Source organism: uncultured Thermus sp. (assembly GCF_938010445.1).
GTDB lineage: Bacteria > Deinococcota > Deinococci > Deinococcales > Thermaceae > Thermus > Thermus altitudinis.
On sequence record NZ_CALLUR010000061.1, the window covers coordinates 1 to 15,404 of the forward strand.

Here is a 15,404-nt window from a genome sequence, read left to right on the forward strand (position 1 = left end):
ACAGGGCTACCAAGGGGCCCGGTACTCCTTCGGCTACCCCGCCTGCCCTGATCTAGCCGACCAAGCCAAGCTGGACCGGCTCATGGTCTTTGCCCGGATAGGCGTTCGCCTCACGGAGAACTTCCAGCTGGACCCGGAGCATAGCACCAGCGCCATCGTGGTGCACCACCCCGAGGCGCGGTACTTTAACGTGGACTAGGCCCGCTCAAGAGGGTGCCGCACACCCCGGCAACCACCCATCGCCCCTCGCCAAAGGCAATGGCTTCCGGTTCCGTGTGGAGAGGGTGGAGGTCGTCCCAGGCGTGGCCGTCCTCCGAAAAGGCGACCACGCCGTTTCCAGGACGGGGATGGCCTACCAGAGCAAATCGGCCTTCGGCATAGGCTACGCTGGGGAGGTACTTGGGAAGGTGCTGCGCGTGAACCTCCTCCCAGTCCCAACCTCTTTGGGCTACCAATACCGTTCCGTACCCCGTGGCCACAAATCGCCCGTTGCCATAGGCCAGGCCTTTGAACCAGGGGGTGCTCCCTACCAAAACGGTTTGCCAACTTAGGCCGTCGGAGGAGGCGAAGAGTCTGCCCCTTTCTCCCGCCGCCAAAAACACCCCATTGCCGAAGGTCACTCCCAGGAGGGAGTGATTCTCGGGTAGGGGAAAGCTTTGCCAGGATAGGCCGTCTTCCGACAGGAGAAGGACTTCGCCCACGGCCACGAACCGATTGTGGCCAAAGGCCACCCCATAGAGCCACTTCGGTGGGAGGTGTGGGATCCGTTGCCAACGCTTTCCGTCGGTGGAAAGTGCTACAAGTCCCCTTTCACCCACGGCTACGAACCGGCCCTTGCCCCAGGTCACTCCCATGGCCCAGCCCGGCATCCGGGCGGCCAGGTGCCAACACAAGCCATTGGGAGAGAAGAGGAGAACACCTTGGGAACCCTCGTGCCCCACGGCCACGAACCCGCCTTGACCATAGGTAAGGTCAAAAAGGTTTTGGCCCGTGCCCGGGTGGACCGGGTACCAAAGGAAACCGTCCAGGGAGGTGTAGAGGGAGGACCCCCAGCCCGTGGCCACAAAGTGGGTGCCGTTCCAAGCAACATCGGTAAGGAAGGGCTTTCCCTCCAGCTGGCCCCGTTGCCACGCCTGACCATCCTTGGAGGCCAAGACTGTGCCTTGTTCTCCCACCACCACCCAGGTTCCCCGGCCATAGGTGACCCCGAAGAGTCCTTTCCAGGTCCAGGAGGCTTGTTCCTTCCAAGTCTGTCCGTCCTGGGAGGTGAGGATCAATCCGCCCCAGCCCACCGCTACCCAAAGGCCTTCAGCATAGGTTACGGCGTTGAGAATCCCGGGGGCGGGGTGCTTTTCAAAGCGTATGCCGTCGCGGGAAACCAGGATCACCCGGTCGCCCACCACCACAAACCGTCCTTGGCCGAAAGCAGCTCCCCAGAGGTTGGCCTCTACACCGAGGTTCAGGAGGTGCCACTTGTAGCCGTCTTGGGAGGTTAAGGCCAGTCCCTCCATGCCTACCGCCAAGTAGCGCCCATGCCCGTGGACAACCTGCCAAAGGCCCCGTTGGTCGCGGCCCCCATGTACTTCCTGAAAGGTCCCGTCCCCTTTGGAAACCCAAATGCTTTGCCGGGCGCCTACCACCACCAAAAGGTTTTTCCCGTGGGTGCAGCTTGTGAGGGGTAGGGGGGTCGGGATGCTCACCGAATCCCAGTGGGACCCGTCTTGGCTTTCCAAAACCAAGCCGTGCCACCCTACGGCAAGAAACCGGTTCCCGATCCAGCAAACCCCCAACAGGGGGGTGGAATGGACCTTCCAAGGGGGCAGGTCCTTTTCCATCCTGACCCGGGGTTCGGGGCAGTACCGGTCCACCTTTAACCCCCTTGTTGGAAAAGATAAGGGATAGGTGGCGGATGGGCAAGGCGCTTAACGGTTTGCGGTGGGACCCGTATACTTGGCCCCGTGTTGGGGCTTTACCACGCTGCCCGTACCTTGGGGCTAAAGCCCTTTCTCCTGGAATCCTTAGGGGTCAGGACCCCTTTCTCCCAACTTTCTCTCCTGGGGGTGCGGCCTAAGCACCACCTCGAGGTGTGGGAGGGCCGGCTTTACCTGGACGGAAAGCGGGTGGGCGAGGCCCTGGACATCTTCGCCTACCTGGAGAAGGGCCTGGGGAGGGGGTATTTCCCTGCCTGGATGGGGTTCTTTGCCTACGAGTTTGCCCGGCACCTGGGCCTGGCCACCCACAAGCCCCTTTCTGGACTTCCCGAGGCCGCATTCTCCTACTACCCCGAGGGATTCGCCCTTCTGGGGGGGAGGCTGGTGGGTATCCCCTCCTTCCCCTTGAAGCCCCTTTCCTACAACCCCCCTCCTTTGCCCCCTCACCCCCTGGTGTCCGACTTCCCCAAGGAGGCCTTCCTGGATGGGGTTTCTGCCGTCCAGGAGAGGATCCGGGCCGGGGTGGTCTACCAGGTGAACCTCTCCCACCGCTTCCGGCTCCTGGGCACCGTGGACCCCCTTCTCCTCTATGCCCGTCTTCGTTCCTTGAACCCTTCCCCCTTCATGGGGCTTGTGGAGGGGGAGGGTTGGGCGGTGGTCTCGGGTAGCCCGGAGCGGCTTTTCCAGAAGGTGGGAAGCCGGATACGTACCCGGCCCATTGCCGGCACCCGTCCCCGGGGGCGAACGGAGGAGGAGGACCTGGCCTTGGAGCAGGCGCTCCTGGCCTCCCCCAAGGAGCGGGCGGAGCATGCCATGCTGGTGGATCTCCTGCGCAACGACCTGGCCAAGGTGGCCTTGCCGGGCACCGTGAGGGTGCGGGAACTTTTCACCGTGGAGCGCTACGCCCACGTCATGCACCTGGTCTCCCAGGTGGAAGGCTATGCCCGGGCTTCCTTGGGCCAGGTCTTCGCCAGCCTCTTCCCGGGGGGCACCATCACCGGGGCCCCCAAGGGGACGGTGATGGAGGCCATCCGCGACCTGGAGCCCGTACCCCGGGGGGCTTACACGGGGAGCCTGGGGTACGTTTCGGGCCGGGGGGCGGATTTCAACATCCTCATCCGTTCCTTTCAAAGGGTGGGGGAGGAGGTGCTTTTCTCCGCTGGGGCGGGGATCGTGATCGGTTCGCAGGCCGAAGCGGAGTACCGGGAAACCCTCCACAAGGCGGAAAGCCTTCTCTTGGCCTTGGACCGGGGCCAGCCGGGGGCCAGGCCGAGACCCCCCAAACCTGCGGACTCCTGGGCCCCACCCCCTCCTCCCCGCCAGGTAAGGGCCCGGGTGCTTTTCCTGGAAAACCGCGATTCCTTTAGTTACAACCTGGTGGATTACCTGAGGGCCCTGGGAGCGGAGGTGGTGGTGGTGGACCAGGAGGAGCCTCCCCGTTTCCGAGGCTTTACCCACCTGGTGGTGGGGCCAGGGCCCAAGGACCCCTTTGCCGCGGGAAGGGTTTTGGCCTGGACGCAACAGGCCTTGCTGGAAGGGATGCCTTTCTTGGGGGTATGCCTGGGGCACCAGGCCTTGGGGGTAGCCTTGGGGGCGGAGCTTTACCGGGAAAGGCCGGTCCACGGGGAGGCCCACCCCATGTTCCATAGCGGGGAAGGGCTCTTTGCTGGCCTACCCAATCCCCTTCCCTTTGCCCGCTACCATTCCCTGGCCCTTAGAAACCTTCCTCCCCAGGTGCGCCTTCTGGCCTGGACAGCGGAGGGGGTGCCCATGGCCATCTGGGACGGCAGGCGGGCCTATGGCGTCCAGTTCCACCCGGAGAGTATCCTGTCCCCGTGGGGGATGGAGCTTCTGGCAAGGTTCCTGGAGGAGACCTGAGGCGGGTGCTCCTGAAAGGGGAGCCCTTCAGCGAGCCCCTTCCGGAAGGGTTTTTGTACCATGGCCTAAGCGTTTTCACCACCTTGCGGGTGGAAAGGGGAGAGGCCCTTTGGCTTGGGGAACACCTCCACCGCCTAAGGCGGCATGCTTCGGCCTTGGGGCTTCCTTACCCGGGGGATGGGGTGTTCCTGAAGGACCTCGAGGCCCTTAAGAAAGAGCTTTCCCACCTTCCTTGCCTCCGCCTCCGCTTCACCGTGGGGGAGGGGGTCTGGCTTACCGAGGCCCGGCCCTATACGCCCCTTCCCTTGGCGGCCTATGAGGAAGGGGTGCGGGTTCTCCTGACGCCCTACCGGGTGCATCCGGACCTGTACCGCTTTAAGACGGGCAACTACCTGCCCTACCGTCTGGCCTGGAAGGAGGCGGAGGGGCAGGGGGCTTTTGAGGGGCTTTTGCAGGATGGCGAGGGCCATGTGGTGGACGGAAGCCGCACCAGCCCCCTCCTTTACCGGGATGGGGTGCTCTTGCTCCTGGAGGGGGGCCTCGAGGGGATCACCCGGATAAAGGTGGCTGAGGCGGCTTGGGAACTGGGCCTCAGGGTGGAAAGGGCCCGCCTTTACCCCTGGGAACTTCCCTTGGCCGAACCGCCACCTCTTCCGCCGCAACTGGCCCTGCGCCGTCGGGGAGGGGAGCGGGAAGGGGCAAGGGGAAACTTGCTCCTAGCGGGAAGCGGGGTGGGGCTTTTGCCCGTGGGGCCGCTTCCGGAGGCTTTGGCCCCCTTGGTGGAACGCTTCCTTCCCGCCTGCTATACTGAATAGCGGTACCTCCAGCCCATCCCCATGGGCTGGTGCCCCTTTTTACGCGGAGGGAAGGGATGAAGAAGCCGGTCTACCTGACCCCAGAAGGCTATAGGCGCCTTCAGGAGGAACTCAACCACTTAAAGACCACCAAGCGGCAGGAGATTTCCGCCGATTTTGAGCAGGCTTTGGAGGAAGGGGATTTAAGGGAGAACGCCGGCTACGATGAGGCCCGCCGGGCCATGTGGCAGAATGAGGCCCGGATTGCCCAGCTGGAGGATCTCTTGGCCCGGGCGGTGGTGGTGGAGGGGAATGGCTCCTATGAGCAGGTGGCCTTGGGCTGCCAGGTGGAGCTGGAAACCGAATCCGGGGAAAGGCTCTCTTTGGCCATTGTAGGGAGCCACGAGGCGGACATTTTCAGCGGCAAGATCTCCGACGAGTCCCCCTTGGGCCAGGCCCTTTTGGGCAAGAAGGTGGGGGACGTGGTGGAGATAAGGGGCAAGAAGGGAGCCCAGGTCTACACCATCCTGGAGATCAAGCCCCTATAGTTCCGCGGTGAGCGCGGGCGTGGCCTTCAGAGGGCCCAGGGCCTCTTCCGCATGGTGTTTGAGGGCCAGCAGTAGCCTTTCCAAGGGAGCCTCCTCCAGATAGGGCAGGGCCTCGCTACCCGGGAGGTGGAGGATGGCCCTGAGGGCTTCCACGCCCCTTTCCCCCAGGTAGATGCCCTCATCCTGCAGGCGGCCCGTCTTCAGGTATAAACCCGGCCCCAAAAGGTTGGGACCCAGGCCCCCCGCCTTCACCACCCGCCAGCCTGCCCATACCAGGGGTAGCAGGGGCCGGGGGTGTTTGGCGATGCCCCGTAGGCCCGAGATGAAGACGGGGTAGATCCTGGGCGCGGCCTCGGGGGAGGCCAGGCGGTAGGCGAGTTCCGCCAGAAAGGAGGCCAGAAGGAAGCGCCTAGGCTCCTCCAGACCATGGAGCCGGCCCATTAGCTCGGCTTGGGTGAGGGTGGGCAGGCCCTCGCCCTTGCGGTAAAGCTGGAAGCGCACATGGTGAAAGAGGGAAAGCCTTCCCGAACGCCCCGTGGGGCGGAGGCCTTTGCGCACCATGGCCTCGAGGCTTCCCCCTGGGGTTAGGAACCGCAGGAGCAGGTCCCCTTGGGGTAAGGCTTTGCGCCCCACCACGATGCCTTCCTCCAGGTGGTACCCCTCCACATTTCCAGTGTATGCTTAAGCCATGGAACGGACCCTGCGCGACATCCTGGAATGGGTAGTTTTGGGCCTTTTGGTGGTGGTGGGGGTTCTCCTTGCCCTTTGGGTGGGGGGATGGGTCTTCACCTTCTTGGGTCGGGTGCTCCTAGCGCTTTCCGGCTTAATCTGGGAGTTACTTAAGTTCGCCATCCCTTTGCTGATACTGGCGGCCATTGGTTACGGGGTCGTTTACCTTTTGCAAAAGCGTAGCGCATGAGGAGGCGGTAACAAAGAGAGCCTCCAGGGTACGCCCCAATAAGTGCCCGGTCTTAGACCAGGAGGCCGGGTTTATCCATAATGCGTTCTGTACCCTTGACCTAGGGCCAATCAAGGGTGTACGCTTTCCCCCTAAAGTAGGAAGGAGGGAGTATGGATCGCAGGCTTCTGTTGAGGTTGGGGGCTCTTTTGGGGGCGGGTTCCCTGTTGGGGGTGCGGGCCAAGGAGCGGCTGGCCTAGGAGGGCTTCAAGGAGGAAACCCCCGTGGCCGTAGGGTACCACCTGGACTTCGGGGACCCCAACCGCTTTGGGCCGATGCAGGCCAACATCGGCAACCACCTCTCCGTCTACGGCAACGCCTCCTTCAAAAAGTCGTGCTGGTGGCCCATGGGGCTGGGGTTCAGTTTTTCCTCAAGGATCTGGAGGGTACCCCGTGGGCCTCGGCCCAGTATGACCGGGAGGCCCTTTTCCGCCGGGTGAAGCAGCTGGCCCAGCTGAGGGTGGAATACTACCTCTGCGAGATCACCTTTAGCCGGAACAACATCCCCAAGGACAAACTTCTGCCGGAGGCGTTCCTCAAGTGGGTGCCCTCTGGGGTGGGGGCTTTAGGGGAGCTCCAGGCCAAAGGGTACGCGTACATCAAGGTGGGTTGAACCTGAAAGGACCCGGACGGGTGCGTATAATGCCCCCATGCGGGTCCTCTTCATCGGCGACGTGATGGCCGAGCCCGGTCTCAGGGCGGTGAGCCTGCACCTGCCGGATATCCGGGACCGGTACGATCTGGTCATTGCCAACGGGGAGAACGCCGCCAAGGGCAAGGGCCTAGACCGTCGTTCCTACCGCATCCTACGCGAGGCAGGGGTGGACCTGGTTTCCTTGGGGAACCATGCCTGGGACCACAAGGAGGTCTACGACCTTTTGGAAAAGGAGCCGGTGGTCCGGGCCCTCAACTACCCTCCGGGTACCCCGGGGCGGGGTTGGTGGCGGCTTTGGGCAGGGGAGGAGAGCCTCCTCTTTGTGCAGGTGATGGGCCGGATCTTCATGGACCCCCTGGACGATCCCTTCCGCACCCTGGATGCCCTTTTGGCCCAGGAAAGGGCGGATTATATCCTGGTGGAGGTGCACGCCGAGGCCACCAGCGAGAAGATGGCCTTGGCCCACTACCTGGACGGGCGGGTTTCTGCGGTCTTGGGCACCCATACCCACGTGCCCACCCTGGACGCCATGCGCCTGCCCAAGGGTACCCTGTACCAGACCGATGTGGGCATGACCGGCACCTACGAGTCCATCATCGGTGGGGAGGTGGAAACCTTCCTGGCCCGCTTCCTCACGGGTAGGCCCCAGCCCTTTAGGGCTGCGCAGGGAAGGGCCCGTTTCCATGCCACGGAGCTGATTCTGGAAGGAGGCAAGGGGGTTTCCATAGGCCCTTATGTGTGGGAGGAACCTTGACGCAGGGGAAGGAGGACACCTTTGACCTCTTGCGGGCGGAGGTGGACCTTTTGGGTCGCCTTCTGGGGGAGGCCATCCGGGCCATCTCGGGGGAGCGGTTTTTTGCCTTGGTGGAGGAGGTGCGCCGGCTTTCCAAAGCCCGGCGGCAAGGGGACGAGGGAGCGAGCGCCGTCCTCCTAAAGCGGGTGGAGGGGCTTTCCCTAGAGGAGGCGGAGGCCCTGGTGCGGGCCTTCACCCACTACTTCCACCTGGTGAACCTGGCGGAGGAGAGGCACCGGGTGCGGGTGAACCGGCTCAGGGCCCAGGCGGAAACCCCGGAGAACCCTAGGCCCGAGGGCTTCCTGGCCTTGGCCCAGGCCCTGAAGGAAAGGGGTCTTTCCCTGGAGGAGGTGGAGGCCCACCTCAACCGCCTGGAGCTATGGCTCACCTTCACCGCCCATCCCACCGAGACCCGCCGGCGGACCCTAAGATACCATCTGGAAAAGCTTCAAGAAGAGCTGGAGGCCAAGGACCGCTCCCGCTTGGCAGCCAGGGTAGCCCTGCTTTACGCCACCGAGGAGGTGCGCAAGGCCAGGCCCACGGTGGAGGACGAGATCAAGGGGGGGCTGTACTACCTGCCCACCACCCTTTGGCAGGCGGTGCCGCGGGTGGTGGAGGGCCTCGAGGCGGCCCTGGAACAGGTGTATGGCAAACGGCCCCGCCTGAAGAGTCCGGTGCGCTTTAGGAGCTGGATCGGAGGCGACCGGGATGGCAACCCCTTCGTCACCCCAGAGGTGACCGCCTTCGCGGGTCGGTATGCCCGCCAGGTGGCCCGGGAACGGTTTCTAGGGGAGCTGGAGGGGCTGGTGCGGGACCTCTCCCTCTCCGAGACCAAGGTGCCCGTCCCCCGGGGTATCCGGGAGGGGGGAGAAGGGGTGGAGCGCTTTCCCGGCGAACCCTACCGCCGCTTCTTTGCCCGGCTTTATGCCCGGCTGGAAAGGGAAGAGCTCAGCACCGAGGAGCTTTTAAAGGCCCTGCGGATGGCGGAGGAGGGCCTGGGGACGGTGGGCTTAGGGCAGGTGGCCCTCTCCTTTTTCCGGCCCCTCGAGGCCCGCCTGCAGGCTTTCGGCCTGGAGCTGGCTCCCCTGGACCTCAGGGAGGAGTCCATAAAGCTTCTGGAGGCTGCCCAGGAGCTTCTCCTCGTGGGGGGTGTCCATCCCGGCTTCCTCTCCCTTTCCCCGGAGGAGAAGGAGGCGCTTCTCACCCGGGAGCTGGCAAGCGCCCGCCCCCTTTTGCCCGTGGGGGAGGAGCCCAGGGGCGAGGCCCTGCGGGTGGCCCTGGGGGCCCTTAGGGCCTGGCGGGACAAGGGGGCCCATGTGGTCTCCATGACCCACCATCCTGCGGACATCCTGGCGGTCTTCCTCCTGGCGCGGGAGGTGGGGTTATACCGCCCGGGCGCCTCCTTGCCCTTTGACGTGGTGCCCCTTTTTGAAACCCTAGAGGACCTCCACCGGGCCCCGGAGGTGCTGGCCCGCCTTCTCTCCAACCCCGTCTTTCTTGCCCACGCTCGGGGCCGGGGTGGGGTGGAGGTGATGATCGGTTACTCCGATTCCAACAAGGATGTGGGCTTCCTGGCCGCCAACCTGGCCCTGTACGAGGCCCAGGAGGCCTTGGCCAGGGTGGGGGAAGGCTTTGGCCTGCCGGTTTTCTTCTTCCACGGCCGGGGTACCTCCACCGCCCGGGGTGGGGGCCCCGCAGGCCGGGCCATCGCCAGCCTGCCCCCTAGGAGCGTGGGGCACCGCATCCGTCTCACGGAGCAAGGGGAAGCCTTGGCGGACCGGTACAGCCACCCTGAGCTGGCCGTGCGCCACCTGGAGCAGCTCCTCTACCATTTCGCCCAGGCAGCCTTGGGGGAGGGGATGGAACCCAAACCCGAGTGGCGGGAGGCCCTTTGGCAGGCGGGGGAGGAGAGCGTGCGCCGGTACCGGGCCCTTCTGGCCCAGGAGGGTTTCTTCCCCTTCTTTGAGGCCCTCACCCCCATCCGGGAGATCGGGGAACTTCCCATCGCCAGCCGCCCCGTGTACCGGCACGGCCGGGTGCGGGAGATCCGGGACCTGAGGGCCATCCCCTGGGTGATGGCCTGGACCCAGGTGCGCCTTCTCCTGCCGGGCTGGTATGGGCTTAGCGCCTTGGAAAGCCTTCCCCTGGATCTTCTCAGACAGATGTACCAGGAATGGCCCTTTTTTGCCACCACCTTGGAGAGCGCCGCCATGGCCCTGGCCAAGGCGGATATCGGGGTGGCGGGGCTTTACCTGCGCCTGGTGCCCGAGGAGCTTCATCCCCTTTTCCATGGCATCGCCCAGGAGTACCGCAAGACGGTGGCGCTTCTGGAAGGCATCTTCCAGGCCCCCCTCCTCCACAACCAAAGGACCCTGGAAAGGCAGATCGGGCTACGCAACCCCTACGTGGACCCCATCAACTTCGTGCAGGTGGAGCTCCTCCGCCGCTACCGTGCCCCCGGAGGCCGGGAGGACGAGGCCCTGAGGAAGGCCCTCTTGCTTTCCTTGTTGGGGGTGGCGGCAGGTCTCAGGAATGCGGGGTAAGATGGAGGCCGATGGAACTCGGCCAGCATCCTGACCAGCGGGTGGGCGTCTTCGTGGACACCCAAAACCTCTACCACTCCGCCCGGGACTACTATGAGCGCAACGTGAACTTTGAGAGCCTCCTGCGTTTTGCCGTGGGGGGGAGGCGCCTGGTGCGGGCCACCGCCTATGTGGTGGAAAAGGAGGGGGATACCTCCGCCTGGCCCTTCATCTATAAGCTTTCCACCATCGGCTACCGGGTTAGGCGCATGTACCTCACGGTGAAGGAGCTGGGCGAGGGAGGGAAGCCCATCTACGAGGGCAACTGGGATATGGGTATCGCTGCGGACATGGTGCGGCTCATGCCCCACCTGGACGTGGTGGTCCTGGGAAGCGGGGATGGGGATTTTGTGGAGATCCTCGAGGTCCTCATGGAAAGGGGCATCCGGGTAGAGGTGATCGCCTTTCGCGAGACCACGGCCCAGAGGCTCATAGACGCCGTGGACCGCTTTACGCACCTCCCGGAGATTCCCAACGCCTTCATGGAGCCCAAAAACACCGAGCGATGAGCCTGGAGGCTTACGATTACTTCCTTCCCCCGGAGCTCATCGCCCAAGAGGGGGTGGAGCCCCGGGACCTGGCCCGGATGCTGGTGGTGTATCGGGAGGGTCCTTTTAGGGTAGAACATCGCCGGGTGCGGGACCTGCCCGAGTACCTACGCTCGGGAGATGTCCTGGTCTTCAACGAGAGCCGGGTAATCCCGGCCCGTCTCCTGGCTACGAGGCCCACAGGGGGAAGGGTGGAGGTGCTGTTGGTGCGGGAAAGGTCCCCAGGTCTTTGGGAGGCTTTGGTGGGGCCTGGGAGGAAGGCCAAGCCTGGGACTTGGCTGCGCTTTCTTTCGCCGCGGGATTTGCGGGAGGTTCCCGGCCTGCACGCGGAGGTGGTGGGGGTGGAGGAGGGTGGGGTGCGGCTTCTTCGCTTTGAAGGGGACCTCCTGGCCCATTTGGAAGAGGTGGGGGAGGTGCCCTTGCCCCCCTACATCAAGGCCAGGATTCCCCCTGAGCGCTACCAGACCGTTTACGCCAAGCGCCCGGGCTCGGTGGCGGCGCCCACGGCGGGGCTGCACTTTACCCCTGAGCTTCTCGCCCGCTTGTCGGAGATGGGGGTGGAGCTTCGTTTCCTAACCCTTCATGTGGGGCCCGGTACCTTCCGCCCGGTCAAGGGGGACCTGGAAAGCCACCCGATGCACTCCGAGCCCTTTGAAATCCCCCAGGAAACCGCCGAGGCCGTAAACCGGGCCAAGAAGGAGGGGAGGCGGGTGGTGGCGGTGGGCACCACCGTGGTGCGGGCCTTGGAAAGCGCCTATCGGGAAGGGGTGGGGGTGGTGCCGGGTGCGGGGGAAACCCGGCTCTTCATCCGCCCTCCTTACACCTTCCGCGTGATAGACGCCCTTTTCACCAACTTCCACCTGCCCCGCTCCACCCTCCTCCTGCTGGTGGCGGCCTTTTTGGGCTATGAGAGGACCATGGAGGCCTACCGGCTGGCGGTGGCGGAGCGGTACCGGTTTTACTCCTTGGGGGATGCCATGCTCATCCTCTAGGCAGTTCCTCAAAGACGTTGGTCCAGACGTTCAGCACCTGCCCCCCGCCTGAGGTTTCCCCCGTGACGATGGTTTTGACCACCTCGAGGCGGGCCATATCCAGCTTGTAGAGGTTGCCATCGGCGTTGGAGAGGTAACCGTAGCGCCCATCTGGGGTAAAGGCCACGTGTCCCATGCGCCCCTTGCCGATCACCAGGTCTTTAACGGTGCGCATCCCCACCAGGTCAATGATGGTGATCACGTTGTTCCCGTAGTTGGTGACCACCACCCGGCGGCCATCGGGGGTGTTGTACGTGTGGCCTACTCCCGTGCTGGCACAGGTCAGCCGGTGCACCAACCGCTTGCTGACGGCGGAGAAGATGGCCACTTCCCGTCCCCGCAGGTTGTTGCCTGGCCCCCGGTTTAAGGCTAGGAAAAACCGGCCATCCTGGCTGAAGTTCCCATGGTGGGCTTCCACGGCTTCCTCCCCAATGAGGGGCATATCCATGCGCTGGACGATGGGGCGCCCGGGCCGGGTGAGGTCATAAACGGCAATGCCTGGCCGGACTTGGTCGTTACCTTCATGAATCAACCAGAGTTCCTTCCCGTTTGGGCTCACCACTGCATAGTGGGGCACACTGGGGGCGGGATGGGTCTGCACCTCCCAGGTGGCCGTGTCCACCACCACCAGGCGATCGTCCACCCGATCCATGGTGAAGAAGTACCGCCCGTCCAGGCTCCAGGCGTTGTGCATGGAGGTAACGCCCTTGGGAGCCTTGGTCACGGGGACCTCAATAACCTTGTGGATGGAGTCGTCTTCCACCCGGATGAAGACCAGCCGGAGCTTGCCATCGCTGAGCCCCCAGTGATCCACGCCCACCAGCTTTCCGTCGGGGCTTACCAGGCCGTGCTTGGGCCGATTACCGGTTTGCAAAACCTTGGCTACCTGCTGCTTTTCCAGGTCCAGCACCACCACCCGGGTTTCCCCTTCACCCGCGCCGGACACGTACACCTTTTTGGCGTCGGGGGTCATGCTCCCCAAAGTGGCCCCCTTGGCGGTGGGCAACGTAGCCACAATCTCGTCAGTGCGCGTGTCTACGATGAAGGCCTTGGCGTTGGCGTTGAGATAGACCACGTAAGGGGACCAGGTAATCCCCGAAGCCTTTTGCGCCCTTGCTGGGCTTTCCACCTGGGTGAGAGCGATAAAGGCCGCTCCAGCCTTCAGAATCTGCCTGCGCTTAGGGTTCATATTTGGTGGTCCTCCCAGGAGAGTATACCTTAGGCAAACGCAAGGGTATAGCCGGTGGAGTGGTTATGGGAAGAGGACAAACGCTTATAAGGCCTGCACTCCTTCCCTGGGCCTGTATAAAGGGGCTTGCTCCCTGCCCATATGTTTGTCCGCAGGTTTGCCGCGCAAAAGATTTCACCAGACAAGCGAATTTGGTCGGCCTTGTTCCACACGTGGTTTCCCCCAGACGCGTCGCCCTCGGCATGCCCTTACGCGAAGGGGCTAGGGCCGGGGCTTCGGACCAGAGGGCGGGAAGCTTCTTGCGCAAGGGGAGTATGGGTTTTCACCTTTTGATGGCTCTTCTCCTTGAGGCATACCGCGGCACCAAACCCGCAAAGCCCCCGTTATTCGCCATGTGTACATTCCAAGCGTCAGCCTTCTCCCAAACCTTCCTAATAGGGGCATTGTCTGGGACGTCGTTCTTATGGAGGTGCCGCCGCACGAGAGGCTTCCCCAAAAGGGGATTAAGACCCTAGGCTCCATGGGTGTGCGTGGCTCCATTGGGGCCCGGTTTGGCTTTGGGCCTGCGGGATGGCCTTCTATCGGGATGGGTGTTAGCGAGGAAGGCCCAGTTTTACCAGGAAGGCCTGGGCCTCTATGGGGCTTAGGAAGCGGGCCTGGCGTTCAGGGGAGAACCAGGCCAGAAGGGGCGCCAGCTCCTGGTCCTTGGGGAGGGTGGCATCCGCTAGGACCAGCTTGTGATCCCCATCCGCTAGCCACACCATCCCCACCACTTCTCCTTCCACCCGGGTTCCCGGGGGGAGGGGTGGGCCCAGATACACGGCATCCACCTCCTCCCCGTCGGCGGGATTGATGAGGCCCGGGATGAGGCCGTAGTTTACCGGCGCCGGTTGGTCCACGGCCACCAGGCGGAGCTTCCCTTCCTTCCAGGCATAGCGGAAGGGGCTTCCCTTGCTCCACTCCACCACCATGGAAAGCCGCATCATCCCAGGTTAAGGAGAAGCCGGGCCACGGTAAGGTAGATGAGGAGGCCCGAGATATCCGAAAGGGTGGCCACTAGGGGATTGGACACCAAGGCCGGGTCTACGCCAAGACGCCTCAGCACCACCGGGAGCATGGCCCCTACCAGGTTGGCAAACAGGACCAGGAGGAAGAGGGCTAGGCCCACCACTGGGGCCAGGGGGGCGTGGCCATCCAGAAAGACCTTGCCCAACAGCAGCGTGGCCAGGGTGAGGCCCAGAAGGCTTCCCACCAGGCTTTCCTTGAGGAGGACCCGCCGCCAGTCCCTAAGGTCCAGGTCCCGGGTGGCCAGGGCGCGGATGATGAGGGTGGCGGATTGGTTGCCGGTGTTGCCTCCCGTGCCCAGGAGCACGGGTACGTAAAAGGCCAGGGCCGTGGCCGCCTCGAGGAGGCTTTCAAACCCTTGCAGGATGGAACTGGTGACCATGCCGGTCAGGATCAGGATCACCAGCCAGCGCACCCGGGCCAGCCACAAGGCGATGGGGGAGGCCTGGCTGTAGACCAAATCCGGCACGTCCACGGCGGCCAGGCGGTGGATATCCTCGGTGGCCTCCTCTTCAATCACGTCCAGGACGTCATCTACCGTGACGATACCCACCAGCACCCCCTCCTCATCCACCACGGGCAAAACGGTGAAGTCGTAGTCGGCCATGAGGCGGGCCACCTCCTCCTGGTCGGTGTCCGTGCGGGCGAAGACCACCTTGGGGTTCATGATCTCCGCCACCTTGGTCCGGGGGTCGGCCACGATCAGGTCCCGCAAGGAGAGCACCCCTTTAAGGCGGCCCGCCTCATCCACCACGTAGATGTAGTAGATGGTTTCCGCATCGGGGGCGGCCCGGCGCAGGAAGCGGATCACCTCCTCCACGGTCATCCCCTCCCGTACCGCCACGTACTCGGGGGTCATGAGGCCGCCCGCCTCGTCCTCCTCGTACTGGGTGAGTTCCTCCACCTCGGCCCGGGTCTCGGGGTCCAGGGCTTCCTTTAGGCGGCGGAAGAGCTCGGGGTCCTCCTCCTCCACCGCCTGGAGGGCGTCGGCCAGGTCGTCTAGGGAGAGTTCCTCCAGGAGTTCCTGCACCCGCCAGGGGGGGAGGGTTTTCAGGTACTCCGCTTGCTCCTCGGGACCTAGGTGGGAGAAGACCTCCGCGGCCCGGTCCTTGGGCAGGAGGGTGAGGACCACGTAGCGGTGCTCCCCTTCCAGCTCATCCCAAAGGCTCAAGAGGTCCTGGGGATGGATTTCCTCCAGGATTTTCTGAAGCGCAAGGGTGTCGCCTTCTCGCAGGGCTTGGCGAAGGGGGGAAAGGGTCGTTTCCACAGGCGGCCTCCTTTCTCGCCGAAGGCCGCCCATGGCGGCCTTCAGGGCCTAGGACTCGAGGGCAAAGCCCCTGTCATACCCTTTCTAGCCTAGGGGGTCAGACTTTCCCCGTCAACCGACCTCGCTAGAAGTGTGGGAAAAATTGAGGTTGACACGCTCAAGGGG

15 protein-coding genes are annotated in these 15,404 nt (G+C 64.0%); 10 read left to right on the forward strand and 5 right to left on the reverse strand.

What is annotated here, in order from left to right:
* Positions 1 to 199: vitamin B12 dependent-methionine synthase activation domain-containing protein (locus Q0693_RS03335; protein WP_298629195.1), on the forward strand; the 199-nt coding region annotated here is incomplete at its 5' end.
* On the opposite strand, the gene Q0693_RS03340 is transcribed toward Q0693_RS03335, so the two are convergent.
* Complete coding sequence (locus Q0693_RS03340) at positions 186 to 1,511, reverse strand: hypothetical protein (protein ID WP_243031311.1); 1,326 nt, start codon at positions 1,509 to 1,511, stop codon at positions 186 to 188. The genes Q0693_RS03335 and Q0693_RS03340 overlap by 14 nt on opposite strands.
* Before the next feature lie 447 nt (positions 1,512 to 1,958).
* Here Q0693_RS03340 and Q0693_RS03345 point away from each other — a divergent pair, with 447 nt between their 5' ends.
* The 3 genes from Q0693_RS03345 to greA are packed head-to-tail and all read left to right on the forward strand — an operon-like array spanning position 1,959 to position 5,151.
* A complete protein-coding gene (locus Q0693_RS03345; protein ID WP_298629198.1) occupies positions 1,959 to 3,809 on the forward strand; it encodes a chorismate-binding protein in 1,851 nt (616 codons plus the stop codon).
* Entirely contained in the window at positions 3,806 to 4,624 is an 819-nt protein-coding gene (locus Q0693_RS03350) for an aminotransferase class IV (protein WP_298629248.1), read from the forward strand. Before Q0693_RS03345 ends, Q0693_RS03350 begins: the two co-directional genes overlap by 4 nt.
* 56 nt (positions 4,625 to 4,680) lie before the next feature.
* Positions 4,681 to 5,151 carry a transcription elongation factor GreA gene (greA, locus tag Q0693_RS03355; RefSeq protein ID WP_243026834.1) on the forward strand — a complete coding sequence of 157 codons (471 nt, stop codon included), beginning with the start codon at positions 4,681 to 4,683 and terminating at the stop codon, positions 5,149 to 5,151.
* Here greA and Q0693_RS03360 read toward each other — a convergent pair.
* A complete protein-coding gene (locus Q0693_RS03360; RefSeq protein ID WP_243031307.1) occupies positions 5,146 to 5,817 on the reverse strand; it encodes a recombination protein O N-terminal domain-containing protein in 672 nt (223 codons plus the stop codon). The genes greA and Q0693_RS03360 overlap by 6 nt on opposite strands.
* A 22-nt stretch (positions 5,818 to 5,839) precedes the next feature.
* Between Q0693_RS03360 and Q0693_RS03365 the strand changes: the two genes are divergently transcribed.
* The 6 genes from Q0693_RS03365 (at position 5,840) to queA (ending at position 11,679) form a co-directional block, all read left to right on the forward strand.
* Complete coding sequence (locus Q0693_RS03365) at positions 5,840 to 6,070, forward strand: hypothetical protein (protein ID WP_243026836.1); 231 nt, start codon at positions 5,840 to 5,842, stop codon at positions 6,068 to 6,070.
* Between the two features lie 373 nt (positions 6,071 to 6,443).
* Entirely contained in the window at positions 6,444 to 6,722 is a 279-nt protein-coding gene (locus Q0693_RS03370; protein WP_298629201.1) for a DsrE family protein, read from the forward strand.
* Positions 6,723 to 6,759: 37 nt separating this feature from the next.
* Positions 6,760 to 7,518, forward strand: coding sequence for a TIGR00282 family metallophosphoesterase (locus Q0693_RS03375; RefSeq protein WP_298629203.1), 759 nt, complete (start codon positions 6,760 to 6,762; stop codon positions 7,516 to 7,518).
* On the forward strand, positions 7,515 to 10,100 hold the full coding sequence (locus Q0693_RS03380) for a phosphoenolpyruvate carboxylase (RefSeq protein ID WP_298629205.1): 2,586 nt from the start codon (positions 7,515 to 7,517) through the stop codon (positions 10,098 to 10,100). The genes Q0693_RS03375 and Q0693_RS03380 overlap by 4 nt, the downstream gene beginning before the upstream one ends.
* An 11-nt stretch (positions 10,101 to 10,111) precedes the next feature.
* Complete coding sequence (locus tag Q0693_RS03385; protein WP_243030292.1) at positions 10,112 to 10,648, forward strand: NYN domain-containing protein; 537 nt, start codon at positions 10,112 to 10,114, stop codon at positions 10,646 to 10,648.
* On the forward strand, positions 10,645 to 11,679 hold the full coding sequence (gene queA, locus Q0693_RS03390) for a tRNA preQ1(34) S-adenosylmethionine ribosyltransferase-isomerase QueA (RefSeq protein WP_298629208.1): 1,035 nt from the start codon (positions 10,645 to 10,647) through the stop codon (positions 11,677 to 11,679). Before Q0693_RS03385 ends, queA begins: the two co-directional genes overlap by 4 nt.
* On the opposite strand, the gene Q0693_RS03395 is transcribed toward queA, so the two are convergent.
* The 3 genes from Q0693_RS03395 to mgtE all read right to left on the reverse strand — a co-directional run bounded on the left by Q0693_RS03395 (position 11,669) and on the right by mgtE (position 15,239).
* Positions 11,669 to 12,907: a hypothetical protein gene (locus tag Q0693_RS03395; protein WP_298629210.1), complete on the reverse strand. Its 1,239-nt coding sequence runs from the start codon at positions 12,905 to 12,907 to the stop codon at positions 11,669 to 11,671. The genes queA and Q0693_RS03395 overlap by 11 nt on opposite strands.
* Positions 12,908 to 13,500: 593 nt before the next feature.
* Positions 13,501 to 13,890 (reverse strand): inorganic diphosphatase, encoded by a 390-nt coding sequence (locus tag Q0693_RS03400; RefSeq protein ID WP_366140507.1) that lies wholly within the window; start codon positions 13,888 to 13,890, stop codon positions 13,501 to 13,503.
* The gene (gene mgtE / locus Q0693_RS03405) at positions 13,890 to 15,239 is read right to left on the reverse strand and encodes a magnesium transporter (protein ID WP_298629214.1); all 1,350 of its coding nucleotides are present in this window, start codon (positions 15,237 to 15,239) and stop codon (positions 13,890 to 13,892) included. Before mgtE ends, Q0693_RS03400 begins: the two co-directional genes overlap by 1 nt.
* Between the last annotated feature and the right edge of the window lie 165 nt (positions 15,240 to 15,404).

Bases quoted from the DNA above. Each gene is read 5' to 3' on its own strand.
- Q0693_RS03340 (WP_243031311.1), bottom strand. From the start codon at position 1,511: ATGGAGGGACTGGCCTTAACCTCCCAAGACGGCTACAAGTGGCACCTC.
- Q0693_RS03385 (WP_243030292.1), top strand. From the start codon at position 10,112: ATGGAACTCGGCCAGCATCCTGACCAGCGGGTGGGCGTCTTCGTGGAC.
- queA (WP_298629208.1), top strand. From the start codon at position 10,645: ATGAGCCTGGAGGCTTACGATTACTTCCTTCCCCCGGAGCTCATCGCC.
- Q0693_RS03395 (WP_298629210.1), bottom strand. From the start codon at position 12,907: ATGAACCCTAAGCGCAGGCAGATTCTGAAGGCTGGAGCGGCCTTTATC.
- greA (WP_243026834.1), top strand. From the start codon at position 4,681: ATGAAGAAGCCGGTCTACCTGACCCCAGAAGGCTATAGGCGCCTTCAG.
- Q0693_RS03365 (WP_243026836.1), top strand. From the start codon at position 5,840: ATGGAACGGACCCTGCGCGACATCCTGGAATGGGTAGTTTTGGGCCTT.
- Q0693_RS03400 (WP_366140507.1), bottom strand. From the start codon at position 13,890: ATGCGGCTTTCCATGGTGGTGGAGTGGAGCAAGGGAAGCCCCTTCCGC.
- Q0693_RS03375 (WP_298629203.1), top strand. From the start codon at position 6,760: ATGCGGGTCCTCTTCATCGGCGACGTGATGGCCGAGCCCGGTCTCAGG.